This window comes from Eubacterium ruminantium (assembly GCF_900167085.1).
In the GTDB taxonomy this organism is placed as follows: domain Bacteria; phylum Bacillota; class Clostridia; order Lachnospirales; family Lachnospiraceae; genus Eubacterium_Q; species Eubacterium_Q ruminantium.
In genome coordinates this window covers 278,790-291,599 of sequence record NZ_FUXA01000006.1, presented here as the reverse complement: position 1 = coordinate 291,599, position 12,810 = coordinate 278,790, and the positions used below count along the sequence as shown (strand labels likewise).

Sequence of the window (12,810 nt, the reverse complement as noted above, 5' to 3'; positions counted from 1 at the left end):
AAAGTTTAAGGGAGCTGTTTTATGCAGCTCCCTATTTTAAAAGGAAATCAACGAGGCTATTATGTTTGCAGATAGAGCTAAAATAACAATTAGATCAGGAAAAGGCGGAGATGGACATGTTTCATTCCGAAGAGAATTATATGTACCTAACGGCGGACCGGATGGTGGAGACGGCGGTAACGGCGGTAGTGTTATTTTTGCTGTGGATTTAGGGCTTAATACACTTGTGGATTATAGAAATTCCAAGAAATTCAAAGCTGAAGACGGCCAGGAGGGCGGTAAGAAAAACTGCCACGGCGCTAACGGCAAAGATATAATTCTTAAGGTACCACAGGGTACGGTTATCAAGGATTTTGAGACAGGAAAAGTCATAATGGATATGTCTGACAAGACTGAACCAGTAGTTATACTTAAGGGAGGACATGGCGGTAAAGGTAATCAGCATTATGTTACCAGTGTCATGCAGGCTCCGAAATATGCTCAGCCGGGACAGCCTGCTATAGAAAAAACGGTCATACTTGAACTTAAAATGATCGCCGATGTAGGTCTTGTAGGATTTCCAAGTGTTGGTAAATCAAGCCTTCTTGCCAGGGTTTCCAATGCCAGACCTAAGATTGCCGATTATCATTTCACAACACTTGTACCTAATCTCGGTGTTGTTGATCTTGGCGGCGGCAAAGGTTTTGTTATGGCTGATATCCCAGGTATTATTGAAGGGGCTTCTGAAGGAAAGGGCCTTGGATTTGCATTTTTAAGACATATAGAAAGAACTAAGGTTTTGATACATGTTGTGGATGCATCAGGATCTGAGGGACGTGATCCTGTAGATGATATCAAGAAGATAAATGAAGAATTGGCTAGTTACAGTTATAATATTCTTGATAGACCTACAGTTATTGCGGCGAATAAACTTGATCTTCTTACACCGGAAGAAAGAGAAATCTCTCTTTCATTTATCAGAGATGAATTTCCGGATGCTAAGATCTTCCCTATTTCGGCAGCTACAGGTGAAGGGGTCAGAGAAATGCTCCTTTATGTAGACGGACTTGTTAAAGAAGCACCGGACGATCTTATCATATTTGAACCTGAGATTGATGTTAATGATCTTATCGACAGTCCTGAACTTCCGTTTGAAGTTAAGAAGAGCGATAAAGATGATCATACATTTATCATTGAAGGACCACGTATTGAAAAGATGCTCGGTTATACAAATCTTGAAGCCGAAAAAGGATTTATTTTCTTCCAGAACTTCCTTAAGAAGAATGGTATTCTTACTATGTTGGAAGAACTTGGTATAGAAGATGGTGATACAGTTAAGATGTATGGCCATGAGTTTGATTATTATCATGAATGATAGGTGATTATTATGACAAGTAAGGAAAGAGCATATCTTAAGGGACTTGCTATGACTATGGATCCAATTCTCAGTCTAGGTAAAGCCAGTCTTACACCTGAATTTTGTGAATCAGTTGCAGAAGCTATTAAGAAGAGAGAGCTTGTAAAGATCAATGTTCTTAAGAATTGTGCAGATGATCCACGAGCTATAGCAGAAACTCTTGCTGAAAGAACAAGAAGTACTGTTGTTCAGGTTATCGGACGAAAGATAGTATTATATAAAAGAAATAATGAGAAACCGGTTATTGAATTGCCAAAAAAATAAAAGGGGTTCATTATGTTAAGGAGTTCTCAAAGTTCATCTTATAGAAATAAATTATAAAAACCTTGCCATTTTTTGTTTTAACAGATTTTGACAAGGTTCTTGTTATGTAATTTAGAAGGTGGAGGTTGCATATTGAAGATTAAGCATAATGATACTTTAGATAGTTATTATAGAGATGATAGCAGGGGAGATATAGCTATTCTTGGTGGATCATTCAATCCAATCCACAATTCTCATATTGAAATGGCTGTTAAAGTTCATGAAAAGTTCAATATAGATGTTGTCCTCATGCCTAATAAATCCACATATTATAAAGACAATAAGAAATTTGTCGAAGATGAGCACAGACTTTGGATGATTCGTAGAGTTGCTTCGGAATACGATTATCTGTTTTATTCAGATATGGAAATACGCCGAGGGGGAGTGACTCATACGATTGATACTATCAGAGAGCTTAAGAAAGTTGATCCGGATAGGAAGATATATTTTATCATCGGAGGTGACTCGCTTAAATGGGTCGACAACTGGATCGAAGCAGATGAGCTTTTTGATAATGTTACATATATTGCATATGCAAGAGATGATGATAATCTGGATAATGCTACGAATGAAATTAAAAGGATAAAAAATGGTCATTCAAATGCTCATATTTATCTTATGGATTCATTTGTAGCACCTATTTCTTCAACAAAGATCAGGGAAAATATTAATTCAGGAATAAGTATAAAAAATATGCTTCCTGATTATTTGGAGGAATATATTTTGCAAAATAGATTATATAAGGAGTCAAAGTATGGAACGAGCAGTGATGATTAAAAAGCTTAAGGATAAGCTTACTGAAAAAAGGTTTGTTCATTCGGTAGGAGTAGAATATACAGCTTCATGTATGGCATTTTTATATGGAGCAGATATGAAAAAAGCCAGAATAGCGGGTCTTCTTCATGACTGTGCTAAATGTATTCCTACGGAAGAAAAGCTTACAAAAGCTGAAAAATACGGTCTGCCTGTAAATAGCAGTGAAAGAGCAAATCCGGATCTTTTGCACGGGAAACTAGGTGCTTATTATGCTCGTACAAAGTATGGCATAAATGATAAAGAGATTCTTGATGCTATCACTTATCATACGACGGGGAGACCCGGAATGACTCTCATGGATAAGATCATCTATGTGGCTGATTATATTGAGCCAAACAGAAAGATGTTAAATGAGCTTCCTGAGATACGCAAGGAAGCTTTTCAGGATATTGATAAAGCATTGCTGCATATTTTAAAAAATATTCTGGTATATCTTGAAAGTCAATCATGTGAAATTGATGAGATGACAGAAAAAACATATTATTACTATTGTTCAAATAATAAGAAATAGATAAAGGAGAACTGTATATGGATTTGATTAGTAAGATTGAAATGATCAGCAATGCATTGGAAGATAGAAAAGGGTATGATATTAAAAAGCTTGATGTCAGAAATGTGTCACCAATGTGCGATGCATTTGTCATTGTAAGCGGAAGCAACAAAAATCAGCTTCAGGCTCTTTGTGATGCTGTGGAAGAAGTGTGCAGCGATAATGGTATTAAGCTGAAAGAAAGAGAAGGAAGAGCTGAAAGCGGCTGGATCCTTCTTGATTACAGTGATATTATTGTTCATATTTTCTCAAGTGAAATGAGAGAATTTTATAATCTTGATCATACATGGAAAGATGCATCGATAATTGCATAATTTTTAAAAAATCTAAAGATTTTAGTTATTAACGATAATAATGTCAGTGATTAAGTAAATAAAAATCTTCACTTGGTTAATAAATGTTAATACTATATTCAGCAAATCAATAATTTTGCTATATTAAATTTTGCTATAATAGTGGGGTATATGAGAAGTTCCTAGCTGGAAAATCGGATAAACCGAAATGATTACTTGAATTATGAAAGGAGTTCGCAATGAATAAAAAGGTAAAGGTGGGCATTGTTCTTTTGGTCGTTGCTATTCTGGCAGTGGCAGGCATAATATTCGCCAAAAAGTTCATGAAGAAAACTGAGAAAGACAATGGGAAGTTGGTTTATGTTCAGTCTGTAAAGGACATAACAGGAGTATATGTTGGCTTACATAACAGATACATGGGAATTGTTGAATCTCAGGAAGTTAAAAAAGTAAATAAAGACAGTGACAAGAAGATCAAAGAAATTAAAGTCAAAGAAGGGGATTCCGTTAAAGAAGGAGATCCTTTATTTTCGTACGACACAGACGATATGGAGCTTGAACTTCAGAAGAAGGAAATTGAGCTTGATGAGATAGGAAGTAATATTTCCGAACTTTATAACGAGATTGATGAGACAGATAAGCAGCGTGAAACTGTTCCTGACGATATGAAATACAGTTATACAAGTAGTATCAATCTTGCTTATCAGAAGATAAAATCTTATGAATATGAAAAACAGCAGAAAGAGCTTGAGATAGAAAAACAAAAAGAATCAATAAAGAATTCAGTAGTTAAGTCACCAATGAATGGTGTTGTTAAGAAAATCGATAAGAGTAAAGCCGATAGTAATTCCAATAATGAAGGCATGTACATGGATGAAGATATGGGTGGTGGAACCGAAGATGCATTCATTACTATTATGGCAAATGGAGAATTCCATGTAAAAGGCACTGTATCTGAAACAAATCTTGCATCTATAGTTAGTGGCACACCGGTAATTATAAGATCAAGAGTAGATGAGACAATGACTTGGGCAGGTGTTATTGATAAGCTTGATTATGAGCCGAATAAAAGTGAAGGCGATGATTTTTATGGGATGAATTCGGGTGAAGGATCATCTAAGTATTCATTTTATGTAAAACTTGAAACTTCTGAAGGACTTATTCTTGGACAGCACCTTTATATAGAGCCTGATTACGGTCAGTCTGAAAAGAAGAACGGATTATATCTTTCTTCATATTACCTTGTACAAGATGGATCTGATTTCTATGTATGGGCCAGAGGAAAGAATAAAAAGATTGAAAAAAGAAAACTTAACATCGGAGAATATGATGAAAATAATGATTCATATGAAATTCTCGGTGGTTTAACAAAGGAAGATTATATAGCATTTCCATCAGATAATATAGTTGAAGGAAGTAAAACAACTACAGACATGATGGAAGCTATGGAAAACGGAGCCCTTGATGATATGGGTGGCGACGGAGATATGATGCCTGACGGAGTAGCAACCGACGGAGATGCTTTTTATGAAGAAGTGCCTAATGACGATGTTATGCCGGGTAGACAGGCACCTGGCGTGATGATACCTGACAATGAAATTCCTGATGGGGATGTTCTTCTTCCGGATGGAACTATCGGGAATCCGGATGAACCTGTAGACGGCACTGAGTCTTCCGATGATCAGGCCGGTGAAAAAAGTGAGTAGGAGGTGAATTAAGAATGCTCCTACATCTTGAAGATATTAATAAAAGCTATATACAGGGAAAGATGGATGTACCTGTACTTCATGATATCAATCTGGATATTGAAGAAGGTGAATATGTTGCGATAATGGGTCCTTCCGGATCCGGAAAGTCAACACTTATGAATATTATAGGATGTCTCGATAAACCTACATCGGGAAGTTATGTTCTTGATGGCAATGAAGTTGCAAATATGAAAGATAAGGAACTTTCTATTGTCAGAAATAAGTGTATCGGATTTGTATTCCAGAACTTTAACCTCCTTCCGAGACAATCTGCACTTCAGAACGTTGAATTACCGCTGCAGTACGCAAATGTTCCAAGACGACTCCGTAAAAATTTATGTGTTGAGGCACTTACAAGTGTAGCGCTTGAGGAAAGAATGTCATTTAAGCCTACACAGCTTTCAGGTGGACAGAAGCAGAGAGTTGCTATAGCAAGAGCAATGGTTAATTCTCCGAAGATACTTCTTGCCGATGAGCCTACCGGTGCCCTTGATTCAAAATCAGGTATCCAGGTTATGGGGCTTTTTGAGAGGCTTCATAATGAGGGCGTTACTATTGTTATGATCACTCATGCGAGAGAAATAGCAGAGTATGCGGATAGAATCATCACAATATTTGACGGACGAATTACAAGTGACGAGATTAATAAGAATAAGGTCGTTGTCAAACATTCTGACAATACTTCAGAAGTTAATGCTGCACAGGGGAATTCTGAAGTTGTAAAAGGAACAAATGAGCCTAATATAATTGAAAAAATACTTAATGCCGATAGTATATATGATGAATTTGAGGATGAAAATTCATTTGAAGCCGAGGAATCATTTGAGGATTATTCAAATGATAACGGTAATTTATCGGGGGATAATGATGGTGCAAAAGCTGAAGGATTTGCGGCTTCAGGCGTGAACGGAGGTGAAAGATAATGAAAAAAGTTATTATTTCACTTATAGTCACAGTTCTTGTAATTGTAGGTATTGGTCTTGGTGTGTATTTTTATAAAAAGCACAGGATCAATTCAAATCCTGTAAGTTGTTACCCGGTAGAAATGATTAATGAAGGTGGTTATTACGGATATGAAGGAGCAAATAACTCCTCAGGAATCATAACCGAAGCCGACGATCAAAGGATTTATGGTTCAATTGGTCAAAACATTGAAGAGATCAAAGTTAAAGAAGGCGACAAAGTTTCTGTAGGTGATGTAATAGTTACATTCGATGATACCCCAAAAGAGCTTGAGTTAGAGGAAATGAAAGCTCAGTATGAAGTATATAAAGATGAACTTACTACAGCTGAAAAATGGCTTGATAAGCTTTATGAAACGGAACCTGTTGAGGAAGTAGTTACAACGGAGGAGCCAACTACTGAAGCTACGACAGAAGCTACTACTGAGAGTACAACAGAAGATAATAAGGGAAAAGCTACACCTACTGACGCTGAAAAGGCCGAGAATAAGGATAATAAAGAAGAAAATAAAGAGGACAATTCTGATAATAACTCTGAAGATAGTACGGAAAAGGAAATCCTTAAGGAACATCCTGACTGGATATTATATCCTGATGGAAGCTATGGGCCTCCTGAAAGTGCTAATCAGAATTCTCCTGCCGATTTTTCTGACGACTTTTCTGACGATTTTTCAGATGAATTTAATAATGAGGATGATTTCCAGATTTCTTATACAGAAGAAGAGCTTGAACAGGCTATAAAGAAACAGAAGCTGAAAATCGAAAAATTACAGCAGAGAAATGATAAGTATGCCATTGATATTGCCATGAAAGAAAAAGAAATAGGCAATAAGGATATTAAAGCTACTATAAATGGTGTAGTCCGTAAGATTGATACATCTGATGATAATATCGAGAACGGAAATCCTATCATTCTTATTTCATCGAATAACGGTTATAAGATTGATGCTGCTATAAATGAGTGGCTTCTTGGTAAAGTTAAAATCGGTGATTCTGCAATTATAAGAAATTATGAGACCGGTAGAGAATACACAGGTAAAGTTTCAAGTATAGCTACAAGCCCTGCGGAGGGAAGAGATAGATATTTAATGGATAATAGCCAAGACGTGTCTATGTATCCTGTAACTGTTATTTTGGATGAGACAGATGATGAAATAAAGATGAATTCATATGCCGGTGTGATCATAGGACAGAATGGACCGGATGAAGGCATGGAGAACTCCAATGATACCCTAATGATTCCTAAATTCTTTATTAGAAAAGAACATGGAAACAGTTATGTAATGGTAAATGAAAACGGTAGATTAAAGAAGCGTTTTATCAGAACAGGTAAGACACAGTGGGGAGCTGTAGAGATCAAAGCCGGTCTCAGTACAAGTGATTTTGTTTGTTTCCCATATGGAAAAGATGTTGTTGATGGTAAGAAAGCTGTAAATACCGAAGATTTATCAGCGCTTGGATATTAAGGAGGACTTATAAATGTTTGAGAATATTAGATTATCCTTTCAGGGTATATTTGGACATAAAATGCGTTCGTTCCTTACTATGCTTGGTATCATTATAGGTATTGCTGCTATTATAGCCATAGTTTCAACTATAAAGGGAACGAATGATCAGATTAAAGACAATCTTATAGGAGCAGGAAATAATCTTGTAAATGTTAAATTGTCCAGCGGTGGTTATGATATTTCCGTAAATGAAATGCCTGAAGAGACAATGAGTAAATTGCCTATCATTAATGGCGATATGATAAATGAAATGAAGGATCTTGAAGATGTCAAAGATATCTGTGCTTATCACGATTCTGTTTTATATGAAGGAGTATCATATAAAGATAATGGACTTACAGGTGTAAAAGTCATCGGTTCTGATAATTCATATTTAACAATCAACAGTTATCAGGTGAATTCCGGAAGATTTTTTGTTCCTGACGATTTCAGTAAACATAGAAATGTTTGTATTATCGATAGAGATACAAGTGATTCATTATTTGAAGGTGAAACTCCGGTTGATAAGACAATAATCATCAAAGGAATGCCTTTTATTGTAGTAGGTGTTGTTTCTCCTGAAGATGAGGCTGAACCTGTAATTAATTCTATTGAGGAATATCAGACTATTTATGGTGATGATTTTTATTCAGGAACAGGAAAAGTAATAATTCCTGATGAATGCTGGCCTGATGTATTTGCTTATGATCAGCCATATCAGGTTATCGTTAAGGCTAACAGTACAGAATCTATTTCTTCTGCGGGTAAAGTTGTTGAGGAATATCTTAATTCGATGATTGATACTTCATCTTCATTTGGAAATGATATGGGTGAAGAACAGGAAACTGTTAAATATAAGAGAGAAAATACACTTGAGAAAGTAAAGGCTCTCCAGGATATCAGTAACTCAACAAGCCAGCAGCTTATATGGGTTGCCAGTATATCTCTTCTTGTAGGTGGTATTGGTGTTATGAATATCATGCTCGTATCAGTTACAGAAAGAACAAGGGAGATAGGTCTGAAAAAGGCTCTTGGTGCCAGAAAGAAAGTTATTCTCGGGCAGTTCCTTACAGAAGCTGCGGTTCTTACAAGTATCGGAGGTATTATAGGAGTAGGTGCAGGTATTGGATTATCTTATTTCATAAGTAATGTAGCTTCAGTTCCTGTTGCTATCAGTGTTCCTGCTATAATCGTTTCGGTAGGATTTTCAATGGTAATCGGTATCGTATTCGGGCTTCTTCCATCAGTTAAGGCTGCAAACCTTAATCCTATCGATGCTCTTCGATATGAATAAATAGTTGCGATGCTGTTTTTCATCTGATATAATTTGAATGTTTGATTTCTGGGTGAGATTAAACGGCTTCGACAAATAGGATTAAAGTTTTAAAGATAAGAGGTGGATATAATGGGTTTACTTAAAGATTGGCGTGATCATGCATATGGACTTGATGATAGAACTCCTGAAGGAAAGGATTTCTGGTTCAAATATTTCAATAAAGAAAAAGCAATTTACGAGATTATTCTTGGAAATCCTGATGATATAGTAACAGGAACCGTTAAAGAACTTGCTGAAAGATTTGAACTTGATATTGAGACAATGGTTGGTTTCCTTGATGGAATCGATGAAAGTCTTGTAAAGAGCAATAATCTTGAAGAGATTACAGAGGATTCGGTTGTATCTCTTGAATATGATAAAGAAAAGCTTTACATGAACATGGTAGGATGCAACGCTCAGTGGCTTTATGAACTTCCACAGTGGAATGATCTTCTTTCAGAAGAGAAGAGAAGCGAACTGTATAAGACAGAGAAATCTTCACATACAGTTGTTAAGCCGCAGAAGATAGGAAGAAATGATCCTTGTCCATGTGGTTCTGGAAAGAAATATAAAAAGTGTTGCGGAGCTAATTTATAATAATAACGAGCTGTGGTGTCAGATCAGAATCAGATAGCACAGCTCGATTTATCTTGTTAGAGGGTGCTATGGACTTGTTTTTAAATGAGGATCAGAAAAAAGCAGTAAAATGGTATGACGGACCGGTTCTTGTAATAGGAACTCCGGGATCCGGAAAAACTACTGTTATCGTTGAGAGGATAAGGAATCTTATTCTTGAGCATAAGGTGGATCCATCCAAGATACTTGTTATAACATTTACAAGAGCGGCCGCACAATCTATGCAGGATAGATTTTTAAAAAGGTCAATTGATTCTGATTTTTCTGGACGAAGAGTCAGATTCGGCACCTTTCACTCATTTTTCTTTTGGATATTAAAAACCGCTTATGGTTTTCAAAATGAAAGCATTCTTACAGAAGATGAACGACGTAATATTATAGAGGATATCTTGAGGACTGTTGGAGTGATGCACGAAAACGGCGATGAACTAATCGACAGCATTTTACGACAGATTGAAATTGTTGACTGTGAAATGATGGATATTAAAAATTATTACAGTTACGATCTTCCTGAAAATCATTTCAGAACAGTATATGGTAAGTTTAAAGAATATAAGAAAAATGTAGGCAGGCTTGACTTTGGCGATATGCTACTCATGACTTATGAACTTCTTACCGAAAGGCCTGATATCCTGGATAGGATCAGAGAGATATATCCATATATAATGGTCGATGAATTTCAGGATACCAACAAATTACAATACGAGATACTTAAAATGCTCGCTGCGCCGAAGAACAATCTTTTTGTTGTCGGTGATGATGATCAGTCTATATACAGCTTCAGAGGCGCCAGACCGGACATTATGCTTTCATTTAAAGAATATTATGATAATGCAGAGATAATCCCTTTACGAACGAATTATAGATGTAAAAGGGATATTACAAGACTCTCTTCGAAGCTTATTTCAAACAATAAGAATAGATATGATAAGGAACTTTTGTCATCAAGTAATGAAAGCGGACTAATAAAAGTTCAGCAGCTTTCGAATGTTGAAGCTGAGAATAATCTTATTGTTAAGAGAATCAAAGAAGAGATTGACGGTGGAAAAAAGGCTGGAGATATAGCGGTGCTATATAGGACGAATCTTAGTCCGAGAAGGCTTATATATAAATTAAAAGAATACAATATACCATTTGTTGCAAGAGACAGTATTTCAAATATTTTCAGCAATAATATGGTTTCTACCTTAATGGATTATATGTATTTTGCTTCGGGTGATACAAGAAGAAGCAGATTTTTGCGGTTTATGAATAAACCTGTAAGATATGTTCCGAGAAATATTCTTACTGAAGAAACAGTTGATATACATAAACTAATAAAAATTACTTCGGCGAAAGATTATTTACAGTCGAATCTTATGCTTCTTAGAAATCATTTGGAAAGTATAGGAAGATATAATCCTTTTGCGGCTGTTAATTATATTAGAAAAGTAGTAGGATTCGATGATTATATAAAGGATTATTGCAAAGAAAGAAATATTGATAGTGCAGAGATATTCGATATGCTTGATGAATTTCAGAGCCTTACAAGAAATTTTGAGACCTTTCCGGAGTTGGCGGGTTTTGCAGAAGACGAAAAAAGATTCATCGAAGCGGAAAATAAAAAAAATAAAACTTTGCAAAATGATGATGCAGTTCAGCTGATGACCATGCATAGCGCAAAAGGACTTGAGTTTGATACTGTACATATAATCAATTGTGTCGAGGGTGAGATTCCTCACAGAAAAAGCAGAAAAGAATACGAGATGGAAGAAGAAAGACGTATGTTCTACGTAGCTATGACGAGAGCCAGAGAGAAGCTTTATATTTATTCTCCTAAACATATGGCTGATCATAGCGTGAAAATTTCCAGATTTATAGATGAAATTGTAAAGGGTGAATAGTATGCTATTTTCCAGCATAACATTTTTGTATGTATTTCTACCGGCGGTGCTGCTCCTGTATTTTATAGCACCCCGTAAGATCAGAAATTTAATACTTCTTATGACAAGCCTTATCTTTTATGGGTGGGGAGAACCTAAATATATAATTGTAATGGTCGTCTCGATCATAGTTGGTTATATATTCGGTCGATTGACAGGAAGTTTTAAGAAAAAGTCGAAGGATAAGACGGCAAAATTATGTGTTGTTCTATCTACGATTGTTAATTTAGGCATATTGATATTTTTCAAATATACAGACTTTTTTATCAGTAATATTAATAAGGTTGGTGGTTTCGGAATAAAATTACTTGACCTGGCATTACCACTTGGTATATCATTCTATACATTTCAGATACTTTCATACAGTATAGATGTATACAGGGGTGAAGTTGAGCCGCAGAAGAATATTATTGATCTTGCTGCTTATATAACCTTATTTCCGCAGCTTATCGCCGGTCCTATCGTAAGATATCAGACCATTGAGAAACAGCTTAAGGAAAGAAAAGAAAGTATTGATCTTTTTGCTTCGGGAGTCATGAGATTCGTAATCGGGCTTGGTAAGAAAGTAATTATCGCCAATTCTGTGGCTTCCATGTATGAAACCATAAAGGCTTTACCGGATGAAAAGAGCTCGGTTGCTCTTTACTGGGTAGCATCATTGCTTTTCTCGTTTCAGATTTATTTTGATTTTTCCGGATATTCAGATATGGCTATAGGTCTTGGACGTTTATTTGGATTTGAATTTTTGGAAAATTTTGAACATCCGTATATTTCAAAAAGTATTACGGAATTCTGGAGAAGATGGCATATATCGTTATCAAGCTGGTTTAAGGATTATGTATATATTCCGCTGGGTGGTAACAGATGCAAAAAATCCAGAATGTTCTTTAATATATTTATTGTATGGTTATTAACAGGATTCTGGCATGGGGCAGAATGGAACTTCATTATATGGGGTCTCTATTATTTCATAATCCTCATGCTTGAAAAAAGCTTCCTGTTAAGGGTACTTAAGAAACTTCCGGCTGTACTGCAGCATATTTACAGTCTTTTCCTGATAAATATGGGGTGGGTTATCTTTTCAAATGATAACCTGGATAAACTCGGGAAAACACTTCGCTGCATGTTTGGAATAGGCAATATTGATTTATATAATAAAACTACGGCATTTTATCTTTTATCATTCATTGTAATGATCATTTTAGCTGCTATAGGATCGACGGAAATTCCAAAGAAGATTGGTAAGAAAATTGATGATAGTAAGGCCGGAGCAATAGGGGCGGTTATTTTTATTTTGATCGTGATGACACTTTCGACGGCGGGACTTGCAAGTGATGCATTTAATCCGTTTATGTATTTTAGATTCTGATAGAAGGAGTTAG

The 12,810-nt window shown here is 35.9% G+C and carries 12 protein-coding genes; all 12 read left to right on the top strand.

The window, feature by feature from the left end:
* The first annotated feature begins 61 nt into the window (after positions 1 to 61).
* On the top strand, positions 62 to 1,354 hold the full coding sequence (gene obgE / locus B5D25_RS05500) for a GTPase ObgE (protein WP_078786942.1): 1,293 nt from the start codon (positions 62 to 64) through the stop codon (positions 1,352 to 1,354).
* Positions 1,355 to 1,366: 12 nt separating this feature from the next.
* A complete protein-coding gene (gene yhbY / locus B5D25_RS05495; protein WP_078786941.1) occupies positions 1,367 to 1,660 on the top strand; it encodes a ribosome assembly RNA-binding protein YhbY in 294 nt (97 codons plus the stop codon).
* A gap of 132 nt (positions 1,661 to 1,792) precedes the next feature.
* Positions 1,793 to 2,476 carry a nicotinate-nucleotide adenylyltransferase gene (gene nadD / locus B5D25_RS05490; RefSeq protein ID WP_159444090.1) on the top strand — a complete coding sequence of 228 codons (684 nt, stop codon included), beginning with the start codon at positions 1,793 to 1,795 and terminating at the stop codon, positions 2,474 to 2,476.
* Positions 2,454 to 3,026: a bis(5'-nucleosyl)-tetraphosphatase (symmetrical) YqeK gene (yqeK, locus tag B5D25_RS05485; RefSeq protein ID WP_078786939.1), complete on the top strand. Its 573-nt coding sequence runs from the start codon at positions 2,454 to 2,456 to the stop codon at positions 3,024 to 3,026. Before nadD ends, yqeK begins: the two co-directional genes overlap by 23 nt.
* A 17-nt stretch (positions 3,027 to 3,043) precedes the next feature.
* A complete protein-coding gene (rsfS, locus tag B5D25_RS05480) occupies positions 3,044 to 3,379 on the top strand; it encodes a ribosome silencing factor (RefSeq protein WP_078786938.1) in 336 nt (111 codons plus the stop codon).
* A 218-nt stretch (positions 3,380 to 3,597) separates the two neighbouring features.
* Positions 3,598 to 5,064 (top strand): efflux RND transporter periplasmic adaptor subunit, encoded by a 1,467-nt coding sequence (locus B5D25_RS05475; RefSeq protein ID WP_078786937.1) that lies wholly within the window; start codon positions 3,598 to 3,600, stop codon positions 5,062 to 5,064.
* Between the two features lie 14 nt (positions 5,065 to 5,078).
* Positions 5,079 to 6,029, top strand: coding sequence for an ABC transporter ATP-binding protein (locus tag B5D25_RS05470; protein WP_078786936.1), 951 nt, complete (start codon positions 5,079 to 5,081; stop codon positions 6,027 to 6,029).
* Complete coding sequence (locus B5D25_RS05465) at positions 6,029 to 7,534, top strand: HlyD family efflux transporter periplasmic adaptor subunit (RefSeq protein WP_078786935.1); 1,506 nt, start codon at positions 6,029 to 6,031, stop codon at positions 7,532 to 7,534. Before B5D25_RS05470 ends, B5D25_RS05465 begins: the two co-directional genes overlap by 1 nt.
* A 13-nt stretch (positions 7,535 to 7,547) precedes the next feature.
* Complete coding sequence (locus B5D25_RS05460; protein ID WP_078786934.1) at positions 7,548 to 8,849, top strand: ABC transporter permease; 1,302 nt, start codon at positions 7,548 to 7,550, stop codon at positions 8,847 to 8,849.
* Positions 8,850 to 8,960: 111 nt separating this feature from the next.
* Positions 8,961 to 9,467 carry an SEC-C metal-binding domain-containing protein gene (locus tag B5D25_RS05455; RefSeq protein ID WP_078786933.1) on the top strand — a complete coding sequence of 169 codons (507 nt, stop codon included), beginning with the start codon at positions 8,961 to 8,963 and terminating at the stop codon, positions 9,465 to 9,467.
* Positions 9,468 to 9,535: 68 nt separating this feature from the next.
* On the top strand, positions 9,536 to 11,389 hold the full coding sequence (locus B5D25_RS05450; RefSeq protein ID WP_078786932.1) for an ATP-dependent helicase: 1,854 nt from the start codon (positions 9,536 to 9,538) through the stop codon (positions 11,387 to 11,389).
* A gap of 151 nt (positions 11,390 to 11,540) precedes the next feature.
* Positions 11,541 to 12,797, top strand: coding sequence for an MBOAT family O-acyltransferase (locus B5D25_RS05445; RefSeq protein ID WP_341443606.1), 1,257 nt, complete (start codon positions 11,541 to 11,543; stop codon positions 12,795 to 12,797).
* Positions 12,798 to 12,810: the final 13 nt, after the last annotated feature.